The 21,962-nt window shown below is 69.1% G+C and carries 22 protein-coding genes and 3 tRNA genes; 15 read left to right on the forward strand and 10 right to left on the reverse strand.

The annotated features are described in order from the left end of the window. Positions 1–43 precede the first annotated feature (43 nt). The 9 genes from IEY89_RS09505 (at position 44) to IEY89_RS09545 (ending at position 7,926) form a co-directional block, all read left to right on the forward strand. The gene (locus IEY89_RS09505) at positions 44–391 is read left to right on the forward strand and encodes a phage tail assembly protein T (protein ID WP_189146846.1); all 348 of its coding nucleotides are present in this window, start codon (positions 44–46) and stop codon (positions 389–391) included. Continuing rightward, entirely contained in the window at positions 375–2,279 is a 1,905-nt protein-coding gene (locus tag IEY89_RS09510) for a phage tail tape measure protein (protein WP_189146847.1), read from the forward strand. Before IEY89_RS09505 ends, IEY89_RS09510 begins: the two co-directional genes overlap by 17 nt. 4 nt (positions 2,280–2,283) lie before the next feature. Continuing rightward, positions 2,284–5,166 (forward strand): hypothetical protein, encoded by a 2,883-nt coding sequence (locus IEY89_RS09515; RefSeq protein WP_189146848.1) that lies wholly within the window; start codon positions 2,284–2,286, stop codon positions 5,164–5,166. A gap of 9 nt (positions 5,167–5,175) precedes the next feature. Next, positions 5,176–5,688 (forward strand): hypothetical protein, encoded by a 513-nt coding sequence (locus IEY89_RS09520; RefSeq protein WP_189146849.1) that lies wholly within the window; start codon positions 5,176–5,178, stop codon positions 5,686–5,688. Positions 5,689–5,699: 11 nt separating this feature from the next. Further along, positions 5,700–5,954, forward strand: coding sequence for a hypothetical protein (locus IEY89_RS09525; RefSeq protein ID WP_189146850.1), 255 nt, complete (start codon positions 5,700–5,702; stop codon positions 5,952–5,954). Between the two features lie 77 nt (positions 5,955–6,031). After that, the gene (locus IEY89_RS09530) at positions 6,032–6,778 is read left to right on the forward strand and encodes a peptidoglycan recognition protein family protein (RefSeq protein ID WP_229695121.1); all 747 of its coding nucleotides are present in this window, start codon (positions 6,032–6,034) and stop codon (positions 6,776–6,778) included. Between the two features lie 9 nt (positions 6,779–6,787). Further along, a complete protein-coding gene (locus tag IEY89_RS09535; protein WP_189146851.1) occupies positions 6,788–6,982 on the forward strand; it encodes a hypothetical protein in 195 nt (64 codons plus the stop codon). Between the two features lie 9 nt (positions 6,983–6,991). Then, positions 6,992–7,261 carry a Z-ring associated ZapG family protein gene (locus IEY89_RS09540; protein ID WP_189146852.1) on the forward strand — a complete coding sequence of 90 codons (270 nt, stop codon included), beginning with the start codon at positions 6,992–6,994 and terminating at the stop codon, positions 7,259–7,261. Continuing rightward, positions 7,258–7,926, forward strand: a complete 669-nt coding sequence (locus tag IEY89_RS09545; RefSeq protein WP_189146853.1) for a collagen-like domain-containing protein — start codon at positions 7,258–7,260, stop codon at positions 7,924–7,926. The genes IEY89_RS09540 and IEY89_RS09545 overlap by 4 nt, the downstream gene beginning before the upstream one ends. A 163-nt stretch (positions 7,927–8,089) precedes the next feature. On the opposite strand, the gene IEY89_RS09550 is transcribed toward IEY89_RS09545, so the two are convergent. The 3 genes from IEY89_RS09550 to IEY89_RS09560 form a co-directional block, all read right to left on the reverse strand. After that, positions 8,090–8,371, reverse strand: coding sequence for a hypothetical protein (locus IEY89_RS09550; protein WP_189146854.1), 282 nt, complete (start codon positions 8,369–8,371; stop codon positions 8,090–8,092). 1,109 nt (positions 8,372–9,480) lie between these two features. Continuing rightward, positions 9,481–9,759, reverse strand: coding sequence for a hypothetical protein (locus tag IEY89_RS09555; RefSeq protein WP_189146855.1), 279 nt, complete (start codon positions 9,757–9,759; stop codon positions 9,481–9,483). 155 nt (positions 9,760–9,914) lie between these two features. Then, positions 9,915–10,163, reverse strand: coding sequence for a GntR family transcriptional regulator (locus tag IEY89_RS09560; RefSeq protein ID WP_189146856.1), 249 nt, complete (start codon positions 10,161–10,163; stop codon positions 9,915–9,917). Positions 10,164–10,320: 157 nt separating this feature from the next. Between IEY89_RS09560 and IEY89_RS09565 the strand changes: the two genes are divergently transcribed. Then, the gene (locus IEY89_RS09565) at positions 10,321–10,521 is read left to right on the forward strand and encodes a hypothetical protein (protein WP_189146857.1); all 201 of its coding nucleotides are present in this window, start codon (positions 10,321–10,323) and stop codon (positions 10,519–10,521) included. A gap of 249 nt (positions 10,522–10,770) precedes the next feature. Here IEY89_RS09565 and IEY89_RS09570 read toward each other — a convergent pair whose 3' ends face one another. The 5 genes from IEY89_RS09570 to IEY89_RS09590 all read right to left on the reverse strand — a co-directional run bounded on the left by IEY89_RS09570 (position 10,771) and on the right by IEY89_RS09590 (position 11,873). After that, positions 10,771–11,040: a hypothetical protein gene (locus IEY89_RS09570; RefSeq protein WP_189146858.1), complete on the reverse strand. Its 270-nt coding sequence runs from the start codon at positions 11,038–11,040 to the stop codon at positions 10,771–10,773. Beyond that, entirely contained in the window at positions 11,033–11,377 is a 345-nt protein-coding gene (locus IEY89_RS09575) for a hypothetical protein (protein ID WP_189146859.1), read from the reverse strand. Before IEY89_RS09575 ends, IEY89_RS09570 begins: the two co-directional genes overlap by 8 nt. 103 nt (positions 11,378–11,480) lie before the next feature. Next, a tRNA-Ile gene (locus IEY89_RS09580) sits at positions 11,481–11,554 on the reverse strand. A 167-nt stretch (positions 11,555–11,721) separates the two neighbouring features. Further along, positions 11,722–11,794 (reverse strand) — tRNA-Asn (locus IEY89_RS09585). 6 nt (positions 11,795–11,800) lie between these two features. After that, positions 11,801–11,873: transfer RNA gene (locus tag IEY89_RS09590), tRNA-Asn, on the reverse strand. A 200-nt stretch (positions 11,874–12,073) separates the two neighbouring features. Here IEY89_RS09590 and IEY89_RS09595 point away from each other — a divergent pair. The 4 genes from IEY89_RS09595 to IEY89_RS09610 all read left to right on the forward strand — a co-directional run bounded on the left by IEY89_RS09595 (position 12,074) and on the right by IEY89_RS09610 (position 17,810). Further along, on the forward strand, positions 12,074–12,379 hold the full coding sequence (locus tag IEY89_RS09595; protein WP_189146860.1) for a YtxH domain-containing protein: 306 nt from the start codon (positions 12,074–12,076) through the stop codon (positions 12,377–12,379). A gap of 153 nt (positions 12,380–12,532) precedes the next feature. Then, entirely contained in the window at positions 12,533–13,993 is a 1,461-nt protein-coding gene (locus tag IEY89_RS09600; RefSeq protein ID WP_189146861.1) for an FGGY family carbohydrate kinase, read from the forward strand. Between the two features lie 149 nt (positions 13,994–14,142). Further along, positions 14,143–15,876, forward strand: coding sequence for an ABC transporter ATP-binding protein (locus tag IEY89_RS09605; RefSeq protein ID WP_189146862.1), 1,734 nt, complete (start codon positions 14,143–14,145; stop codon positions 15,874–15,876). Next, positions 15,876–17,810, forward strand: coding sequence for an ABC transporter ATP-binding protein (locus IEY89_RS09610; RefSeq protein WP_189146863.1), 1,935 nt, complete (start codon positions 15,876–15,878; stop codon positions 17,808–17,810). The genes IEY89_RS09605 and IEY89_RS09610 overlap by 1 nt, the downstream gene beginning before the upstream one ends. 68 nt (positions 17,811–17,878) lie before the next feature. Here the strand turns inward: IEY89_RS09610 and IEY89_RS09615 are convergent, their stop codons facing one another. Then, positions 17,879–19,282, reverse strand: coding sequence for an RNA polymerase sigma factor (locus IEY89_RS09615; RefSeq protein WP_189146864.1), 1,404 nt, complete (start codon positions 19,280–19,282; stop codon positions 17,879–17,881). A gap of 296 nt (positions 19,283–19,578) precedes the next feature. Here IEY89_RS09615 and IEY89_RS40500 point away from each other — a divergent pair, with 296 nt between their 5' ends. Next, positions 19,579–19,848 carry a hypothetical protein gene (locus IEY89_RS40500; RefSeq protein ID WP_229695122.1) on the forward strand — a complete coding sequence of 90 codons (270 nt, stop codon included), beginning with the start codon at positions 19,579–19,581 and terminating at the stop codon, positions 19,846–19,848. 152 nt (positions 19,849–20,000) lie between these two features. On the opposite strand, the gene dnaG is transcribed toward IEY89_RS40500, so the two are convergent. Then, entirely contained in the window at positions 20,001–21,914 is a 1,914-nt protein-coding gene (gene dnaG / locus IEY89_RS09625) for a DNA primase (protein WP_189146865.1), read from the reverse strand. Between the last annotated feature and the right edge of the window lie 48 nt (positions 21,915–21,962).

A 21,962-nucleotide genomic window follows, 5' to 3' on the forward strand; every position in this document is an offset into this window, starting at 1 on the left:
CTACGACCTGTCTGTCGCCTACCAGATTCCGCCGGACGAGGTCATGGACAGGTTCACCGAGGAGCAGATGGTGAACCTGGTCGCCTACCAGAACCTCTACGGGTTCATCACCCCGCGCCGCCTCGACATCGTCCTGGCCCGACTCGGGATGGACGTCGTCTCACCGCACCTGAAGAAGGGCGCCCGGCCCCGGCTGCGGGATCACCTGATGACGTGGTCGCGTGCGGACCGGCCACGCCGTAGCGGCAGGGAAATGCTCGGCATCGTCCAGGGCATCCAGGCGCAGTTCGACCAGGACCACGACACCGAGCGCGAACAGCGCGGCGAGCGCGCCCGCCGTGCCCGGCGCGCCCTGCGGACGAAGGAGGCATCGCGTGACGGTTCTCGATGAGGTCCTGGTCCGGCTCGGCGTCGACATGTCGGAGGCCGAGGGCGAGGTCGAGCGCGGCGCGGACGGCATCACCGGCCAGCTCGACGGGCTGGCCGTGGCCGGCGGCGCCGCAGCCGTGGGCCTCGGCGCCGCGTTCGCCGTGGGCCTCCAGTCCGCGATGGACATCTCGGCGGCCACCGACAAGCTTCAGCAAGGCCTCGGCCTGACCAAGCAGGAAGCCGACCGCGCCGGAACCCTGGCCGGTGAGGTGTTCTCCGACGGGTTCGGCGAATCCATGGAGGGCGTCGGGGACGCCATGGGCTCGGTGATCGGCGCGATGGGCAAGGTCGGTGACTTCACCGACGCCGAGCTGAAGGACATGACCAAGAGCGCGACCGCCCTGGAAAAGGTCTTCGGGATGGACATCCCCGAGGCCACCAACGCCGCCGGAGCACTCATCAAGCAGGGCCTCGTCAAGGACGGCACCGAGGCGTTCGACGTCCTGACCAAGGCCGCGCAGACCCTGCCCTCCTCGATGGCCGCGGACATCCCCGCGATCGTCAGCGAGTACGGCACCCACTTCAAGCGGATCGGCCTGGACGCGGCGCAGGCCTTCGGCATGATGAGCCAGTTCGTGCAGGCGGGCGGACGCGACATCGACCAGGCCGCCGACGTTCTGCACGAGTTCGCACGCATCACCTCCGAGGAGACCCCCCGCGCCGCGGAAGGCTTCAAGGCGCTGGGCCTGGACGCGGACAAGATGCTCACCGACATCGGCAAGGGCGGCAAACCGGCAGCGGACGCGCTCGCCCTGACCCTCGATGCCCTGCGCGGCGTCAAGGACCCCGCCAAGCAGGCCGAGTTGGGCGTGGCCCTGTTCGGTGACATGGCCGGTGAGGCGGCGGGCGCACTGCTGGCGATGAACCCCGAGACGGCGAAGGCCGCCACCGGCATGGATGACGTCGCCGGCGCCGCGAAGGGCGTCACCGACAGCATGGCCGCCTCGCCCGCGCAGCAGTGGGACAGCATCATGCGCACCGTGTCGACGACGCTCGGTCAGATGCTGCTGCCCGCCCTGCGGTTCGTCTCCGGCCTGTTCAAGGAACACCCCGGGCTGCTGCAGATCCTCATCCCGATCGTCCTCGGCCTGGCCGCCGGGCTGGCCGTCGCAGCCGCCGCGCAGTGGGTGATGAACTCCGCGCTCCTAGCTTTCCCCGGTACCTGGATCATCCTCGCCGTCATCGCGCTGATCGCGATCATCGTGCTGCTGTGGAAGAAGAGCGAGACGTTCCGCGACATCGTCCTCGCCGTTTGGCGCGTCGTCAGCGAGGCCATCGCCGCCCGCGTGCGGATGATCCTCGCCGTGATCGCGTGGCTGGCCGCTCTGCCCGGCAAAATCGGCGGCTGGTTCGGGCAGGCCAAGGACTGGGCGATCCGCAAAATGCTGGAGCTGGTGTCGTGGCTGGCCGGCCTTCCAGGGCGGGTCGGGCGCGCGGTGAGCGGGATGTTCGACGGCATCCCGCGATCCTTCCGTGGCGCGCTCAACGCCGTCATCGGTGCCTGGAACGGACTGTCGTTCACGATCGGCGGCGGGTCGATCATGGGCGTCGACATTCCGTCGCTCACCCTGTCGACGCCGAACATCCCGATGCTCGCCGACGGCGGTATCGCCACCGGGCCGACCCTGGCGATGATCGGCGAGGGCGGCGAGGACGAGGTGGTCCTGCCGCTGTCCCGGCTGGAGCAGCTGCTCAACTCCTCGTCGCGGGTGTCCTCCAAACTCCAGCCGGCAGAGGCGCGGTTCGTGCTGGCCTTCGAGGGCGCCGACAACGCCTTCGTGACGTTCCTTCAGGAGATCACCCACCGCAAGGGCGGCGGCTCGATCGCCAAGCTCGCAGGGGAGGGATGACGGTATGGCGCAGTGGCCGCTGAAGCGGATCGGCGAGGTACTCATCGACGGCGTGTGGGCGCGCGTGCCCATGCGCGAGGACACCTCCGTCACCATTACCCGCGGTATCGGTGCGGAGGCCGTCACCGCACAGCCCGCCGGCACCTCGGTACGGATCAACGACCCGGACGCCATCTACAGTCCGCGCAACGCCGAGTCGGACCTGTACGGGAAGTTCGGCCGCAACACGCAGTTCCGATTCCGGGTCGCCGACGCCCCCGCAACCCCGGCCGCCGTCCTGTCGGACACCTTCACCCGCACCGTCGCGAACGGGTGGGGCACCTCCACCTCGGGCACCACCTGGTCCATCTACGACCCGACCGGCGTCTCACCCCCGGCAGCTGAGTACTCGGTGTCCGGCGGGGCGGGAAAGATCACCTCGTCGACCCTGAACGCCAGCCGCTACATCGCCACCAGCGGGCTGAACATCGGGGACTACGAAGCCACCTTCACCATCAACGCGAACCAGATCGCGCAGGACACCAACACCGAAGAGCCGATCTGGCTCACGCCGATCCTGCGGGTCAACCGGACCAACCACCAGTACTACATGGTGCCCATCGCGCTACGCCCCCGCACAGGCGTGTTCGGTATCGGCGGCCTGTCGGTCGGGGTGCAGATCACCAAGGTCGACCTGCTGAACAACGACACCCGGGGGCTCTGCCCGGCACGTACCGTTCCGGGACTCGGCTACGCCATCGAGACCTCGCTGAGGGTGCGGGTCCGCTGCGCGGGCCCGGAGATCTTCGTTCGCGTGTGGACCGACGGAGAGGCCGAGCCGGAGAACTGGCACGCGCAGACCTACGACGAGTCGTTCACCTCGGGAGAGTTCGGGTTCCGCGCCCGCTGCGACGCGGACGACACCACCACCCCGATCGTCTACTCCTTCGACAACCTGGAGATCAGGCCGCTCACCGAGGACGACGGCACCGTGCGCATGGTGGGCGAACTCGCCGCCTTCGAGTCATACGAGGACGAGTCCGGGGCGGACGCCTACGTCGACGTCGACGCGGCCGGCGTCCTGCGCCGCTACGACGGACCACAGAAACCCGCCCGCTCGGCACTGGCCCGGCATGTGGCGGGCTACCGGCCGTGCGCCTACTGGCCGTTCGAGGAAGGAGCCCAGGGCAGCACCTCGGTCGCGCAGGTGGCGGATAACTCGCCCGCCGGACCACTGGCAGCCAGCCGGATCGACTTCGCCCGCGACACCACGCTCACGGGCAGCGGCCCCTTGCCGACCGTGCGCGCCGGCGGCACCCTGCGCTCGACGGGCATCCCGGGCTTCGCCACCGGCCGGTGGGCCGTCTACTTCATGATGAAGTTCACCACCCAGGGCTATCCCATGGACGGTGCGGAACACCAGATCCTGTCCTTCTCCACCAACAACGTTACCCTGACCCTGTACGCGGCAGTCAACGTGGCCGACCCCAGGATCATTCTTCGCGGAGTGGATTCCTCAGGTGCCGCAATCGGCGTCACCCTGGCGGCCATCAGCCAGGAAAACCTGATCAACGCGGGCAAGCTGGGGTTCCTGGACAGGTGGCAGCGAGTCAAGGTGAGGGCCCAGGAGTCCGGCGGGTCCACCACGTACACCCTGTCGCTGATCGACCTCGACGACACCGGACTCGCGGTCAGCCTGGATACGGCCGCACACGGCGCCGACCGGGTACGCGCCGTCAACACCACCTTCGGCACCGGCGTGGCAGGCATGGGAATCGGCCACCTGAGCGTGTGGGGAGTGGCGTTCACCGACGCCTACACCCAGCAATTCGAGAACACGGACCTGTCCTTCGAGATCGGCTGCCCTGGGCTCACGACGAAGGACTGGCTGTCGATCCTGGGCACCGACCAGCGCCAAGCCCTGGAGACCGAGGGGCCGGCGGACACGCTGCTCGGGCCGTACTACGACGACACCTTCATCGGCCTGGTCCAGGCTGCGGCCCGCACCGACATGGGCCTGCTCACCGAGCACCGTGACCGGCTCGGACTGCGCTACGTCTCCCGCCAGGCCCTCTACGACCGGCCCGTCGACCTAGTCCTCGACTACCGCAGCGGCTTGATCTTCTCCCCCTTCAAGCCGAAGGACGACGACAAGGGCCTCATCAACCGGATCACCGTCAAACGCCGGGAAGGCTCCGAGGCCAGCGCCGAGGTGAGCGAGGGGCCGCTGTCCGTCCAGCCGCCGCCCAACGGCATCAACGTCAACGACGACAGCGCCGACACCATCGTCTCCTCCGACGACCAGCTGCCCTCCCAGGCGGGATGGCGGCTGCACGTGGCCGCGTGGGACGCGATGCGGGTGGCCAGCCTCACCCTGAAGATGGCCAACCCGCGCATGAGGGTGCTGCTCGACACGGTGCTCGGGCTGAAGGAAGGCTCCCGCATCCAGGTCGTCAACGCCCCCAAGCGGTACGGGCCGGACGGCTTCGACCTGCTGGTCCGAGGCAGCAAGGAGACCCACGCCGAGGGCGTCTTCGACATCACCTTCAACTGCTCCCCGTACCGGCCCTACGTGACTGGCCTGGTCGTCGAGGAAGGGTCGGCGGTCTCGCCTACCGACCCGCGCGCGGACACCTCGGGCGCGCAGCTGGACGAAGACCTCGACGCCACCGAGACGGGCGTCAACGTGCTGACCGCGAACGGCCGCAAGTGGATCACCACCGCCACCTATCCGGCCGACTTCCCCTTCGACATCGTCGTCGGAGGCGAGCGCATGCGCGTGACCGCGGTGACCGGCGCGACCTCGTCCCAGACGTTCACCGTCGTCCGCTCGGTCAACGGGGTGGTCAAGACCCACGTCACCGGGACCCCGATCGAGCTGGCCGACCCCACGCCCGTGGCCCTGTAGGAGGACCGGATGGCTGTATACCCGTCCATCCCAGCGGGGCGGCGGCTCACCGACGCCCTGCTGGAGTCGATGCTGCCGATCTTCGCCGTCAAAGCGGTGACCGAGCCCCTTGCCAGCAGCATCGCCATGCAGAACGACGACGAGCTGCTGGCTGCGGTCGCTGCGAACGCGACTTATGACGTCACCCTCAAGCTGCTGTACGACTGCGCGACCGCCGCGGACATCACGCTCGGCTGGGCCGGCCCGACCGGCGCCACCATGAACTGGGCAGCGATCGGCGCCCAGGTCAACGTGACGTCGTCGGGAACGGTGCCGGACGTCAGCATGCAGACACGGCTCATCAACGAGGTACAGGACCTCGGAGGCGGCCCATCGGCCGGCACGGTCGCCTGGGTGACCGGAACTCTGCTCACCGCAGGCACAGCCGGAACCCTCAACTTCCGGTGGGCGCAGAGAGCGACCAGCGCCACCGCGACCAACGTGCGCGCCGGATCTTCCCTGTGGCTGCGCCGCACCGCATAAGGAGCACCGACATGCCCAAGGTCGTCCAGCCCTACTACAGCATCCAGTACGACGGCACGAACGGTGCCCATATCGCCGGCACGTGGTGCACCGGGATCACCCTCGTGTCCGACACAGGAACGGTCCTGACGTACGTCATGTACGACGGAAACCGATCGATGAACCTGGGGGAATGGATGGTCGTCTGGGGGCCCGACTCCAATGACCCGATGATCTTTACTCAGGCGGAGTACGAGAGCCGCTACTACGAGCTCCCCGAGACGTAGGCGCCCGCAACTCCCACAGCACAGCCCCGCCGCCCCGCGCCACCAGGCCCGGGGCTTCGTCACGTCTGGAGGCGTTCATGGTGATGCGGCTCGTCACGCGCGCACAGCTCGGCTGGCCTGTCTCATCGGCTCCGCTGCAGGCCACCACGAAGGGCGTCAAGGTCCATTACACCGGCAGCGCGGTCTCCACGGCCCTGCTGAAGGACCACAGCCTGTGCCTCGCCCTGTGGCAGGACATTCGCGAGGCCCACCTCGCCAACGTCCAGGAGAACTACTCCGACGTCGCCTACAACTACGCGGCCTGCGTCCACGGGTACGTCCTCGAAGGTCGCGGCATCGGCCGCCGCACCGGGGCCAACGGCAGCCAGACGCTGAACAAGGCGCACTACGCCGTACTCGGCCTGATCGGCAACAGCGGCGTCACCGAGCCCACTGACGAGCTGCTCAACGCGATCCGCGACGCAACCGAGCACCTCCAGACGCACGGCGCCGGGACCGAGATCAAGGGCCACAAGGACGGCCACGCGACCAGCTGCCCCGGCGGACCGCTCTACGCGTGGGTGCAGAAGGGTGCCCCGCGACCGACCACTGAGGAGGACGACATGCCCACCACCGCCGAGATCGCCGACGCCGTCGCCAGGAAGCTGATTGCCGGGGGCGGCGTACTGGAGAACAGCGACGTGGACCGCATCGCGAAGGCGGTCGCGGCCCGGCCCGCCACCCTGACCGACGCCCAGGTCCAGGCCCTCGCCACGAACCCCACGCTCGCCGAGGCCATCGCCGAGAAGGTCGCGGCGAAGCTCGCCGCGCGACTCGCCAACTAGGAGGCACACATGAGGATCAGCAGCTACGCCAAGTCGCTCGTCGCCGGTGTCGCGGCCGGCACCACAGCCGCGGTCACCGCCGTGCAGGACAGCGTCCTCACCACCGGGGAGGGCGTCACCATCGTGCTCGCCGTCCTCGGCGCGTGGGGCATCACCTATGCCGTACCCAACCGGCAGACGAGCACCACCCAGCGCGACCTGTAGGGAGCCGCCTTGGACGCCACCACCATCGGCAGCGTGATCGCGCTCGTCGGGGTGCTGTCCGGTTCGGTGGCGGCGTTCCTCGGCAAGCGGGGCGAGAACGCGACCGCCCGCATGAACAGCGAGATCGACCAAATCCAAGAGGAGCGCGACGGGCTGCGCAAGCAACTCGCCGAGCGAGACGCCCGGATCGCCGAGCTGCTCAAGCAACAGGGCGACGACTACGTGGCGATCGCCCGCCTCCGTGCCCAAGTCATCAACATGGGAGGCGACCCACCGTGACCCGTGCAGAGCGCGCACTCGCTGGGAGCTGGCGGTGGATCGCCGTCTTCTGCTGGCTCGTCGCCCTGTCCGGCGTCGCGGTCATCGGACGGTCCTGGTACAACGAGCTCGCCGATGAAGCCGACCGGCGCGGCAACGCGGTCGCCACCCTCGCCGGTGACGTTCGTGTCCTGCGCGCCCAAGTCCAGGCGGCCGGCGAGACACCGAAGGCCCCCGACCCGAGCCAGGCCGTCGAGAACCTGGACGACCGTGCCCGGGTCCCCGTCCCCATCCCCGGACCTCGAGGCCCGGAAGGTAAGCCCGGATCGCCCGGCCCCACGGGTTCGCCCGGCGAGGACGGCAGCGACGGTGAAGACGGTGTCAGCTCACCCGGCCCGACCGGTGCCGCCGGCGCCCCGGGGACCGCTGGCGCCGACGGATCTGCCGGACCACCAGGACCCGCCGGACCGCAGGGCGACCCCGGCCCGGCAGGCCCGCAAGGGCCACCCGGCGCCGACGGCCACGACGGCCACGACGGGCAGACCTGCCCCGACGGCTACAGCCTCCAGGCGCCGGCCGACGACCCCGACGCCCTCGTCTGCCGACGGGATGGCGCACCACAACCCAGCGACAGCCCAAGCCCTCTCACCCTCGCGCTCGACCCCACCCGCCGCGAGTACCCGTAACGACATGATGCGGCCCCGCTCTCCTTCGGGAGGGCGGGGCCGCTTTGCTGTGCGCGGTTAGGGTGCGAATGGTCCCTGCCTGCAGTTGACAGGCGGGGACCACTCGTCTCGTGTCGACGAAGAGCCTGGCTGGTGATCCTGCGAGACGGGCGCTCGCTCGCGTTCAGCCGGTCTGCCTCTGTTCCCGCAGTTCGTGGACGCTGGCCGTCAGCGTGCCTTCGCTCTGTTCGTGCTGGGAGAGGGCGACACCGAGGCCGAAGAAGGTGGGCGCCCATTCGCCGACGAAGATTCCCCACCGGTCAGCGCGGGCGAGGTCTGCGTGGGAGCCGGGTTCGGCTTTGAGGCTCATGACCCAGGTGACGACGGAGAGGCCTATGGAGGCCATGGCTGCGGTGTAGGCGTGTTCGCTGCGGATGCCCATGTCGTGCATCTTCTTGATGATCATGCCGGTACTCCATTCGAAGCGGGTGGATACCCGAACGAAGTACCCGAAATCGGTCAGGCTAACCAGTGCTGCGCATGCACTCCCCAGCACATCCCCGGCGGTGCCATACGAGCGCCATCCCCCCGTCCGGGATGGTCCGGGCGGGGCCTTCGTCACGCCCAGGGGTCCTCGCCATTCTCGCCGGAGCCGCAACGGGCGCCGTCACCCTGTTCGCCAGATGAGCACCACTGCGCCCCCTGCACGGTCCACGCGGCCGCACAGGGGGCGCCTTTGTCGTGCCCGGGGGCAGCAGACTTCGAAGATTTCGGGGCGCCCTTCTCGGGCCATCACCCGTCTGCGTGGCAGCGGTCGCCTGCTGGCCCGGTGGAAGTCAGGGTAGGCAGTGGATCACCTCGGCTGCCTGTTTTCCCCCTTCCTCCCGAGGGCAGTCGAGGCCCGCGCTGGCCCCCTTCCCTGCGGACGGAAGGGGGCCACGATCGTGTGAACTCCCGGGCACGCCGCAGCGTGTCCTGGCCCGGCGGCCGGCAGCTCTGTAGGTTTCCCGATCAGGGGTTACCGGCCCTTCGGGGTGAGTGACGGCGGGCCGGGTCCCCCGTGTGGACGCAGGCCGGTCGCGTCCATGGGCGAGCGTTGTCAGGCTGGGTGGTGCGGGGCGGGCGACTGCCCCACCGACGCTGGCGCGCTCGCCCCGCACCGCAGCAGCGGCCCCGTCCCTCCCCCTGACCGGAGGGCGGGGCCGCTTCGTCGTGTCGCCTATACGGCGGATTACCGCATCGTGGATTGGATCCGCCGTTACCGCGATCGCGACTGACACAGCGCGCCCCCTGCACGGTCCACGCGGCCGTACAGGGGGCGTTTCGTCATGCCGGGTTGTCGGTGGCGAGAGCGCGTGACTGGCGCGGCAGATATTAGTGTCCGGTCTCTTTCGCTGTGGCTGGAATGTGGTGCATGGTGTGCGTGCGGGATCCCGAACCACCCCCGGGTAAGGGGTCCCTCCCGGGCCCTGCCGAGCCGCGTGTTCGGCGGGGCGCCCGCCGCGCCTCCCGGTTTCCTCCCCACGGGAGGCTGTGCGGCTGCCATCGTCGCTTCGGTGCCGGGGGCCACGTGTGTCAGGCGCCGTCAGCCGGGCGCCGCACGACCTTCTGCACGTCCGCCTCGACCTCCTGCCGAGACTGCCCCTGCTCCCTGGCGTACTCGGTCACGGCAGCCTGCACGTCCCGGGCGAGGTCGCGCCAGGCCCGCCATGCGGTTTCGTAGGTGCTGGTCTGCTGCTCCGTCCACGGGGCCGTGATGGGTGGCCCGTAGGTGTCGCGCAACTCTTTGACCCGGTTGTGCGCCTGGTCGGCTGCGCGCTGCATCTCTACGAGTTCTTCGAAGGTATGTGCCACGAGTGGATCTTAAGCAGCGTTCTTGGCGTGGGAGGCTCACGCCGCCTCCGCCACCTCACCCCGCACCGCCGCAGCCCACTCCGCCCGCAGCGCCTCGTACTCCGCCCGCTCCACCGCCGTCCGCGCCCGGGGCGCACCCTCGACGACCAGCGGTGCTACTCGGGCAGCGCGATGACGAACACGCCCTTCCCCTGCACGCCCTGCACGAGCCCTTCCTCTACGAGGACTTCCAGCGCGCTCTTGATGGTCCGCCTCGACACGGTGCCGCCGGTCTCCACCTCCAGCTCGGCCTGAGACGGCAGCCGTCGGCCCACCGGGATCTCCCCACTCCGGATGCGGTCACGCAGCACGTTGGCCAGCTGCACGTACAGCGGCGTCATGGCGTCCCGGTCGAGGCTGATCACGCTTCGACCGTAAGAGCACCACCCGTGTGGGCATAGATCTGCCTAGCCCGTCTGAGGACGTACCAAGACGTACCAAGTTGTCGTACAGTCCGGAGACACGAGAACGCCCTCGCGCCGTGTCACCGGCCGAGGGCATGGACGACTGGTTGGAGTCGACATGGCAGAGCCTACGCAAACCCCCGATACCTCGAACACCTATGGCAGCTACGGATACTGCGCGTGGCATCAGGCGTTCGCCTCGGGCGTCCGGCTGATCCAGGTACAGGAGCAGGGCTCCGGCGCGGGCGGTGGCGCGTTCGCCTGCAGGCCGTGCCGCGATTCCTACGGCCTGGTCCCGTTCGCCGACCGGCCGCTGTGAGTGTCGACGACCTGTCCCCCGAGTGCGGCCTCGGCGCACACCACTACTGCACCGGCCCGAAGGTCATCCGTCGCGAGGGGGCGCCCAAGTGGGAGGTGCCCATCATGGTCCTGAAGTGTGGCTGTACCTGCCACACCAGAAGCCCCCGCCCGCCCTCGCACCCCGTGAACACCTGAGGGCCGGCGGGACCAGGCCCCGGCCGGGAACTGTGCCCCGGCCGGGGCCGCTCCATGTCTCAATCGAGGCTGGCTACTTCGGACCCCACGTGCTGTCGTCGCTCTCGCCTTCTACGAGTGGCGATCGGTCGAAGACAGTGACCTCGTACCTCTCGATCAAGGCATTCTCGTCGAGACTGTCTCGCACGAGCACGGTTCGAAGAGCCACACCGTAGTTGAGGTGCCACGCGGACTTCGCAGCCTCCAGCGCCTCGTCGAAGGCGAGGGGCCGGAGCACACGGACGACTTGCTCGGGCTGACTGAGGTCGTGCATGCCGTCCAGCTCGTCGTCGCCGCTACTCACTCTGATCGCCCGTTTCGGTCGGCCGCTCGCCAAGATGTGGGTCGTCGAATACTCGGACCTCCCACCACTCTTGGAAGACGTGCGGTTCACCCTTCTTGGGGCGTGCGATGCGCCGAACCTGGAGACCGGTGCCGAGCATCTCGGCGCCCTCCATGAAGCGCACGACATCGCTGACATCCTGGGTGAGGATGAGCTTGGTCTGGCGGGGGTCGGTGATGTAGCCCCCGTGTCGTCGGGCATGAGCGCCTCCCGGGTGCGAGCCAACCCTGTAAGGCTCCCAGCCGTGCGTCTCCGCCGCGCCGCGTTCGCCATGATCGTCTGCACTTCGTCCGAGCATCGGCCGAGCTAACGATCACCAGAGACAAGAAGGGCCCCTCGGCTTCCGAGAGGCTGGCCAGCTATCACCAGGTGGAAACGTTCCTGCGCCGAGGACACCGAGGTGGGGCGGGTGGGACTCGAACCCACGGCCGACGGATTATGAGTCCGCTGCTCTAACCGGCTGAGCTACCGCCCCATTACGGCGCGTCGCGCACATTTGTGCGCGCCGTCTGCCGCAGCATAGCCGCTCATACGATCTCCTGCTTCGGATGGTCGACTTCGCATGACCATGAAGACCTCGACGCGGCCCGAGCGGTTCCCCCGGGCATGAAAAAGGACCCCAACGGGGCCCTCGTCCAAGTGCTCTCCCGACTGGACTCGAACCAGTAACCTGCCGGTTAACAGCCGGCTGCTCTGCCAATTGAGCTACGGAAGATCGAAGCTCCCCCGACTGGACTCGAACCAGTAACCTGCCGGTTAACAGCCGGCTGCTCTGCCAATTGAGCTACAGGGGATTGCCTCGTTGCATCGATCGTGACTCCCTGGGTATTCGCCAGGGGGCGTGCGGTCGCTGCGACACATACATTAGCGCAAGCAGGGGGGTGCTCCGCCAATCGGTTCCGCGTGCCTCGCATGCGGCGCCCCTCGCTTGTCAGCCGTCGTCCGTCCGTCGCCTCACTCACCACTCGACACTCGTCAAGGAAAGGTGGCCGTCATGCGCTACCGGCTCACGTTCGTCGCCGGACTGGCCCTGGGTTACGTGCTGGGCACACGGGCCGGGCGCGAGCGCTACGAGCAGTTGAAGAAGTCGGCCCGTCGGATCTCGCAGAACCCCGCCGTCCGCAACACCGCCGAATCGGCCGCGCTGCAGGGGCGGGAGTTCGCCGGCAAGGCGTTCCACACCGTGAGCGAGAAGGTCGGGGACCGGGTGCCCGACTCCGTGGCCGGCCGGGTGCGCTCCCTGCGTGAGCGCAACTCCACGGGAGGTGGCGAGGACGACTGGGGCACCAGCAACACCTGAGTGTCAGGGTGTCGGCATGGGTGTCGGTAGGGGTGTCGTCATGGACACATCTGCCGCACCCGCACGCCCCTGGTCACCCACAACGCACGGGTCACCCCTGACGAAGCGTCGACCCGGCGCGTTCACCTCTCCGCGTACGGCAGAATTTTCGCCATGGGGATAGTCGCCGGGTTGGACAGTTCGCCCGATTTCACTCGTATCGTCGTCTGCGACGCGGACACGGGGTCCGTGCTGCGGCAGGGCTATGCGCCGCATCCGATGGAAGGCGTCGAGGGCGGGGGCGGCGGGCGGCCCTCCGATGTCGATCCGCAGGCCTGGCTGCTCTCCCTCGGTGAGGCGGCCGGCGGCGGGCTGCTCGAAGGCGTGCAGGCCATCGGGGTGTCCGCGCAGCAGAACGCGCTCGTCCCGGTCGACGCGCAGGGCAACACCGTACGGCCGGCGATGGTCGGTGGGGACAAGCGGGCGCAGGTCGCGGCGGCCGATCTGATCGACGCGCTCGGCGGGCGTGAGGCGTGGGCGCAGGCCGTGGGGTGTGTGCCGCAGGCCGCGCAGCCGGTGACCAAGCTGCGCTGGCTGGCGCGGAACGAGCCGGACGCGGCGCAGCGGACCGCCGTGCTGATGCAGGCGCACGACTGGCTGGTGTGGCAGTTGCTCGGGCGGCCCGTACGGCGGACCACCGACCGGGGTGGGGCGTCGGGGACCGGGTACTGGTCGGCCGCCATGGGTGCCTATCGCGGTGATCTCGTCGAGCTCGCGCTCGGGCGTCAGGCGATGCTGCCCGATGTGCTCGGCCCGTCCGATGCCGCCGGTACGACGCCCGAGGGGCTGCTCATCTCCGCCGGGACCGGGGAGACCATGGCCGCCGCCTTCGGTCTCGGGCTGGGGCTCGGGGACGTCGTGGTGTCGCTCGGGGCCTCCGGGTCCGTGATGGCCGTACATCCCGAGGCGCTCTTCGACTCGTCCGGGATGATCACCTCGCTGGCCGACGCGACCGGGCTGCACCTGCCCGTCGTCACGACGCTGAACGCCGTACGGACGTTGCGTGGGACGGCGGAACTACTGGGCCTGAGTGATCTGGAGAGCTTGTCCGACCTCGCCATGAAGTCGACTCCCGGCGCGCACGGGCTGGTCATGCTGCCCTATCTGGAAGGTGAGCGGACGCCCAATCTGCCGCACACCGCCGGGACGCTCGCCGGGCTGCGGCGGGAGTCCATGAAGGCCGAGCATCTGGCGCGGGCCGCCTTCGAGGGGATGCTGTGCGGGCTCTCCGACGCGTTGGACGTGCTGCGGGGGCGGGGAGTCGACGTACAGCGGGTGTTCCTGCTCGGGTCCGCCGCCGAGCTGCCCGCCGTGCAGACCGCGGCGCCACCGCTGTTCGGGGCGCAGGTCGTCGTACCGCAGCCCGCCGACTACGCGGCCATCGGCGCCGCGCGGCAGGCCGCCTGGGCACTCGGGGTGTCGCAGGGCACGCTCGACCCGCGCACTCCGCCGGCCTGGCAGGGCGCCGCCGCGCAGGTGCTGGAGCCCGGTGAGGAGCTGGCGGTGGGGCAGGCGGTGCGGCAGCAGTACGTGTCCGTGCGGGAGCAGACTCATCCCGGGGCATTTCGTAGCTGAGGGGGGCGGGTCGTCTCTCGGGCCCGCGGTTCTTGGTCCGCTGTTGGGTTAATCGGTTGAAGTAACACGGGTGGAGTGTCGGACGATGGGTGCGTGGGGCACTCCCCATCGTCCTCCACGGACAAACCGCCGACTCCGAGAGATTCAGCGTGCTCATACAACTTCTGCGCACTTATCTGCGGCCCTACAGGAAACCCATCGCCCTGCTCGTGCTGCTCCAGCTCCTGCAGACCTGCGCCACCCTCTACCTGCCCACGCTCAACGCGGACATCATCGACAAGGGTGTGGTGAAGGGCGACACCGGCTACATTCTGGCCTTCGGTGCCGTGATGATCGGTATCTCGCTGGTGCAGGTCTTCTGCAACATCGGCGCCGTGTACTACGGCGCCCGTACGGCGTCGGCGTTCGGCCGGGACGTACGCGCCGCCGTCTTCGACCGTGTGCAGTCGTTCTCGGCGCGCGAGGTCGGGCAGTTCGGGGCGCCCTCGCTGATCACCCGTACGACCAATGACGTCCAGCAGGTGCAGATGCTCGCACTGATGACGTTCACGCTGATGGTGTCGGCGCCGATCATGTGTGTGGGCGGCATCGTGCTGGCGCTGGGCCTGGATGTGCGGCTGTCGGGTGTGCTGATCGCCGTCGTGCCGGTGCTGGGCATCTGTGTGACGTTGATCGTGCGGCGGCTGCGTCCGCTGTTCCGGACGATGCAGGTACGGCTCGACACCGTCAACCGGGTGCTGCGTGAGCAGATCACCGGCAACCGGGTCATCCGCGCCTTCGTGCGGGACGAGTACGAGAAGGACCGGTTCGGGAAGGCGAACCACGAGCTGACCGAGGTGTCGCTGGGCACCGGGCGGCTGCTCGCGCTGATGTTCCCGATCGTCATGACCGTCGTCAATGTCTCGTCCATTGCCGTGGTGTGGTTCGGGGCGCATCGCATCGACAGCGGCGGGATGGAGATCGGCGCGCTGACCGCGTTCCTCGCCTATCTGATGCAGATCGTGATGTCCGTGATGATGGCCACCTTCATGTTCATGATGGTGCCGCGCGCGGAGGTGTGCGCCGAGCGTATCGAGGAGGTCCTCGGTACGTCGTCGAGTGTGGTGCCCCCGACCGACCCGGTCGTCGAACTACGGCGGCACGGGCATCTGGAGATCCGCGCGGCCGGGTTCCACTATCCGGGCGCCGAGGAGCCGGTGCTGAGGGCCGTCGACCTGGTGGCGCGGCCCGGTGAGGTGACCGCGGTGATCGGGTCCACGGGCAGTGGGAAGTCGACGCTGCTGGGGCTCGTACCGCGGCTGTTCGACGCGACCGACGGGGAGGTGCTCGTCGACGGCGTGGACGTGGCCACCGTGGAGCCGAAGCTGCTGGCCAGGACGGTGGGACTGGTGCCGCAGAAGCCGTATCTGTTCGCGGGGACCGTGGCGACCAATCTGCGGTACGGCAATCCGGACGCCACGGACGAGGAGTTGTGGCGGGCGCTGGAGGTGGCGCAGGGCAAGGGATTCGTCGAGCGGCTGGAGGGCGGGCTCGACGCGCCGATCGCGCAGGGCGGTACGAATGTGTCCGGCGGTCAGCGGCAGCGGCTCGCGATCGCGCGGACGCTGGTGCAGCGGCCCGAGATCTACCTCTTCGACGACTCCTTCTCCGCGCTCGACTACGCCACGGACGCGGCACTGCGGACGGCGCTCGCGCGCGAGACCGCCGAGGCGACCGTCGTGATCGTCGCCCAGCGGGTGTCCACGATCAGGGAGGCCGACCGGATCATCGTCCTCGACGAGGGCAGGGTCGTCGGCACCGGCAGCCACCACGAGCTGATGGCGGACAACGAGACCTACCGGGAGATCGTCCTCTCCCAGCTCACGGAAGCGGAGGCTGCCTGATGGCCGGGCCCATGGGGCGCATGATGGCCGGAGGCGGCCCCGACCAGCAGTCGCTGGACTTCAAGGAGTCCGGCAAACGGCTCCTCTCCCAGTTCAGGCCCGAACGGGCCACGATGTACGTGATGCTGCTCGCGGTGTTCGTGAGCGTGGGCCTGTCGGTGGTGGGCCCGAAGATCCTGGGGCGGGCGACCGACCTGGTCTTCTCCGGCATCATCGGACGTCAGTTCGAAAGCGGCAGTTCGAAGGCCGAGGTCCTCGCCGCCATGCGGAGGCGCGGCGAGGACGGCATGGCCGACATGCTCTCCGGTACGGACTTCACGCCGGGCAAGGGCATCGACTTCGGCGCGGTGGGTGAGGTGCTGGGGCTCGCCCTGGTGGTGTTCGTGTTCGCCGGGCTGCTGATGCTGGTCGCCACGCGTCTGGTGAACCGGGCGGTCAACCGGACCGTGTACCGGATGCGCGAGGACCTGCAGGCGAAGCTGTCGCGGCTGCCGCTGTCCTACTTCGACAAGCGGCAGCGCGGTGAGGTGCTCAGCCGCGCGACGAACGACATCGACAACATCGGGCAGACGCTCCAGCAGTCGATGGGCCAGCTCATCAACTCGTTGCTGACGATCATCGGCGTGCTGGCGATGATGTTCTGGGTGTCCTGGCTGCTGGCGCTGGTCGCGCTGGTGACCGTACCGCTGTCGTTCTACATCGCCACGCGCGTCGGGAAGCGGTCGCAGCCGCACTTCGTGCAGCAGTGGCGGACCACGGGCAAGCTGAACGCCCACATCGAGGAGATGTACACCGGGCACACCCTCGTGAAGGTGTTCGGGCGGCAGGAGGAGTCCGCGCAGCAGTTCGCCGAGCAGAACGACGCGCTGTACGAGGCCGGGTTCAAGGCCCAGTTCAACAGCGGGATCATGCAGCCGCTGATGATGTTCGTATCGAACATCAACTACGTGCTGGTGGCCGTGGTGGGCGGGCTGCGGGTCGCTTCGGGCGCGCTGTCGATCGGTGACGTGCAGGCCTTCATCCAGTACTCGCGGCAGTTCTCGATGCCGCTCACGCAGGTGGCGTCGATGGCGAACCTGGTGCAGTCGGGTGTGGCTTCCGCCGAGCGGGTCTTCGAACTGCTGGACGCGGAGGAGCAGCAGGCCGATCCGGTGCCGGGGGTACGGCCGGAGGAGCTGCGGGGGCTGGTCTCGCTGGAACACGTGTCGTTCCGGTACGAGCCGGAGAAGCCGCTGATCGAGGACCTGTCGCTGGCGGTGGAGCCCGGGCACACGGTCGCGATCGTCGGGCCCACGGGGGCGGGGAAGACCACTCTGGTCAATCTGCTGATGCGGTTCTACGAGGTCTCCGGCGGGCGGATCACCCTGGACGGGGTGGACATCGCCTCCATGTCCCGGGACGAACTCCGGGCCGGGATCGGGATGGTGCTCCAGGACACCTGGCTGTTCGGCGGGACCATCGCGGAGAACATCGCGTACGGGGCCGCGCGTGAGCGCGAGGTGACGCGCGGGGAGATCGAGGAGGCGGCGCGGGCGGCGCACGCGGACCGGTTCATCCGTACGTTGCCGGACGGGTACGACACCGTGATCGACGACGAGGGGACGGGGGTCAGCGCGGGTGAGAAGCAGCTCATCACGATCGCGCGGGCGTTCCTGTCCGATCCGGTGATCCTGGTGCTGGACGAGGCGACGAGTTCCGTGGACACCCGGACGGAGGTTCTCATCCAGAAGGCGATGGCCAAACTGGCGCACGGGCGGACGTCGTTCGTGATCGCGCATCGGCTGTCGACGATCCGGGACGCGGACACGATCCTGGTGATGGAGAACGGTGCGATCGTGGAACAGGGGGCGCACGGGGAGCTGTTGGAGGCTGACGGGGCCTATGCGCGGTTGTACAAGGCGCAGTTCGCGGAGGCGGTGGCCGAGGTGGATTAGCGGGGTAGCGGGAATCCCCAAGGGGGCTGCTTCTCAGCCCCCTTGGGGATTTTGGGTAGGTGGGGAGTTCAGTCCAGGTAGCCCCGCAACTGGTCCGCGAAGGCGTGGTCCCTCAGTTTGTTCAGGGTCTTGGACTCGATCTGGCGGATGCGCTCCCGCGTGACGCCGAAGATCCGGCCGATCTCCTCCAGGGTGCGCGGCCGCCCGTCCGCCAGGCCGTAACGCAGCTGGACGACCTTGCGCTCCCGCTCCCCCAGCGTCGACAGCACCGCTTCCAGGTGTTCCCGCAGCAACAGGAACGCCGCCGACTCGACCGGCGACGCGGCGTCCCCGTCCTCGATGAGGTCGCCGAGCGCCACGTCGTCCTCCTCGCCCACCGGTGCGTGCAGCGACACCGGTTCCTGGGCCAGCCGCAGCACCTCGCTGACGCGCTCGGGCAGGAGGTCCAGGTGGGCGGCGACCTCCTCGGGGGTCGGCTCGTAGCCGCGTTCCTGGAGCATCCGGCGCTGGACGCGGACGACCCGGTTGATCAGCTCGACCACGTGTACGGGCACGCGGATCGTCCGGGCCTGGTCGGCGAGGGCGCGGGACATGGCCTGGCGGATCCACCAGGTCGCGTACGTCGAGAACTTGTAGCCGCGCGCGTAGTCGAACTTCTCGACGGCACGGATCAGGCCGAGGTTTCCCTCCTGGACGAGGTCGAGCATCGTGAGGCCGCGGCCCACGTACCGTTTCGCCACCGACACCACCAGGCGCAGGTTCGCCTCGATCAGACGGCGCTTGGCCATCCGGCCCATGACGACCAACCGGTCCAGGTCCAGAGCGAGTTGGCTGTCCACGTCGGAGGCGAGACGCAGTTTCTCCTCGGCGAACAGGCCTGCCTCGACCCGGCGGGCGAGTTCGACCTCCTCGGCGGCGGTCAGCAGCGGGATGCGGCCGATCTCGCGCAGGTACTGGCGGAACAGGTCGGAGGAGGGCCCGCTGGTGTCGGCTCGGGCGGGGCCGCGGGCGCGGAGCCGTTCGACGGGCTCGACGGGTTCAATGGGCTCAATGGGTTCGAGCGCCTCGATCGGTTCCGCCGTCTCCACCGCATCCACCGGGGGTTCGTCCAGGTCGGGCGGGCTGTCGTGCTCGGTATTCTCGGGGTGGTGCGCGGCGCGGCTCTGCGGCGGCACGGCCGCGATGACCTCGGCGACATCGGTGACGTCCGTGACGTGCGTGACGTCCGTGAGGTCTCCGTTGCCGGTCTCGGCGCCGGGCTTCGTGGCGGCGGTACTGCTGTCGGTCTGGGCGAGGGTCTGGGTCTGCACGGGGGCGACCTCCAGGATGATCGCTGCTGAGGCGTACGGCAGCGGTACTCGGGGGGCGGAGTGGGCGGCCTCACCGCTGTCCGTCCCGTACGCGTTGAGCGGAATCGCGGGGGTGTCGGACCCGTTGGGGACGGGTCGGCCGCGCTCCGAGGACTCAGGCACCGGAACCCAGTGTGGCGTACGGCACATCACTGCCACGAGGGGCGTGCGACGACTTTCTGGGTCCGGTCCGTGACCGCGTGGTTACCGTCGCGGCAAACTCGGGTGCCTGTTCGGGGTCCGACCTGGCACGATCGGCGCGTGTCCGGTTCTCTCCGCTCCATCAACGTGTACGAAACGCATATCACCGTCCGCTGCGAAACCTCCGCCGAGGCGGAACGGCTGGGCGCTGGGCGACGGCGACCGGTCTCAAGCTGACGCACATCGTCCTCGCCCGGGGCCGAACGCCGACCCAGTCGATGCTCACCCTCACGGGTTCCGCGTCGTACGCCGAGGAACCGGCCCGAGCGCGGGACGTCGGGGCGCTGCTGCGGGCGGAGGGGTTCGAACCGGTGCGCGTCAAGATCGAGTCGTCGCCGTGGGCCCCCGAGGTGCCGTGTGAACCATGCGCGGACGAGCGGTACGGCGAGCGGTACTTCGAGCACCATGTGAAGCTGCGGCTGCCGACGGACGCGGATCTCGACGCCCTGGCCGCGCCGGTGGTCCCGTACGGCGCGCATCTGTCGTGAACGCCCGTCGGGTGGCACGGGGCGGACCGTCGACCGAGCGGTTCGTGACGCGGCGGGGGCGGGAGGAGCACTGGAACGGCCGGCTGGTACGGGCGGTGACGCCGACGTTCGCGGGGCACTGACTCCGGCGCCTCCGAGCCTCCGAGGCCTGCTCAGAGCGCCGCCGCGCCCCGCTCCCGCAAAGCCTGGTCGTACTGCTGGAGTACCCACAGTTCGTTCTGTACGGCGGCCAGTTCGGCCGGGTCGCCGTGGGTGGCCAGACGAGTGTGGGTGACCTGGACCTCCTGGATCCGGCGTTCCACCGCTCTGCGGCGGACCATGACCAACTGGTCGCTCGCGTACACGTCGTCGACCGTTCTGCGCATGATCGCCTCGACCGCCAGCTCCGTCACCATGGAGCGGACCGTGTTGTCCGGGGCCACCTCGCGGACGCGGACCAGGTACTCCTGGGGGTCCTGGACGCCGTACTCCACACCGCCAGCTTCCATGATCGCCTGGCGGACGGCCGCGTAGGGGGCGGCCGTGAACTCGTCGATGCCGTAGGCGTCGAAGGCCGGGGAGACCAGGTCGGGGCGCTGGAGGGCGAGTTTGAGGAGTTCACGTTCGGTGGCGTAGACCGGGTTGCGGAGGTTCAGGGCGGGTCCGGACGGGCCGCCGGGCCGGGACGAGGCCGTCTCGTACGGCTGGGACTGGCGCTGTTGGCCGGCGGGGGCCGGGCCCTTGCCGCCGCGGTCGCGGGCCCAGCGGGCCAGCTGGGCCACCCTCTTGACGACGAACTGCGTGTCCAGGATGCCGAGCATGCCGGCGAGCTGGACCGCCACCTCGTGCTGGGCGCCGCTGTTCTTGATGCGGGCCACGATCGGGGCCGCCTCGTCCAGCGCCGCCGCGCGGCCCGCCGGGGTTTCCAGGTCGTAGCGGATGGCGATCTGGCGCAGGGCGAACTCGAAGAGGGGGGTGCGGGGTTCGGCGAGGTCGGCGACGGCCTGGTCGCCCTTCGCGAGGCGCAGGTCGCAGGGGTCCATGCCGTCGGGCGCGATCGCGATGTAGGTCTCGGCGGCGAACTTCTGGTCGTCCTCGAAGGCGCGCAGAGCGGCCTTCTGGCCGGCCGCGTCGCCGTCGAAGGTGAAGATCACGCGGGCCGAGCCGTTGTCCATCAGCAGCCGGCGGAGGATCTTGATGTGGTCGGTGCCGAAGGCCGTGCCGCAGGTCGCGATCGCCGTCGTCACACCGGCCAGATGGCAGGCCATGACGTCCGTGTAGCCCTCCACGACGACCGCGCGGCTCGCCTTCGCGATGTCCTTCTTGGCGAGGTCGATGCCGTACAGGACCTGGGATTTCCGGTAGATCGCCGTGTCGGGGGTGTTGAGGTACTTGGGGCCGTTGTCGTCCTCGTACAGCTTGCGCGCGCCGAAGCCGACGACCTCGCCGCCGATGTCGCGGATCGGCCACATCAGACGGCCTCGGAAGCGGTCGATGGGACCGCGGCGGCCCTCCTGGGCGATGCCGGACAGCAGGAGTTCCTTGTCCGAGAAGCCCTTGCCGCGGAGGTAGCGGGTGAGGTGGTCCCAGCCCTGGGGGCTGTAGCCGACGGAGAAGTGTTCGGCGGCGGACTGGTCGAAGCCTCGTTCCGCCAGGAACTTGCGGCCCGCGTCCGCCTCGGAGCTGGTGGCCAGCTGCTCCACGTACCACTGCGCGGCGATCTTGTGGGCCTCGACCAGGCGGATGCGCTCGCCGCGCTGGCCCGCGGGGTTGTAGCCGCCCTCCTCGTACCGGAGGGTGATGCCGGCCTGGCCGGCCAGGCGCTCGACCGCCTCGGAGAAGGAGAGGTGGTCGACCTTCATCACGAACGTGATGGTGTCGCCGCCTTCCTGGCAGCCGAAGCAGTGGAACAGTCCCTTGCTCGGGCTGACCTGGAAGGACGGTGACTTCTCGTCGTGGAAGGGGCACAGGCCCTTGAGGTTGCCGCCGCCCGCGTTGCGCAGCTGGAGGTACTCGGACACCACGGCGTCGATCGGGACCGCGTCCCGAACCGCCTTCACGTCCTCGTCGTTGATCCTTCCGGCCACGCAGTGATTCTACGGGGGCGGGCCGACAGTGCTGTGACCGTCGCGGGC

Origin of the sequence: Streptomyces lacrimifluminis (assembly GCF_014646095.1) — a bacterium.
Classification (GTDB): domain Bacteria; phylum Actinomycetota; class Actinomycetes; order Streptomycetales; family Streptomycetaceae; genus Streptomyces; species Streptomyces lacrimifluminis.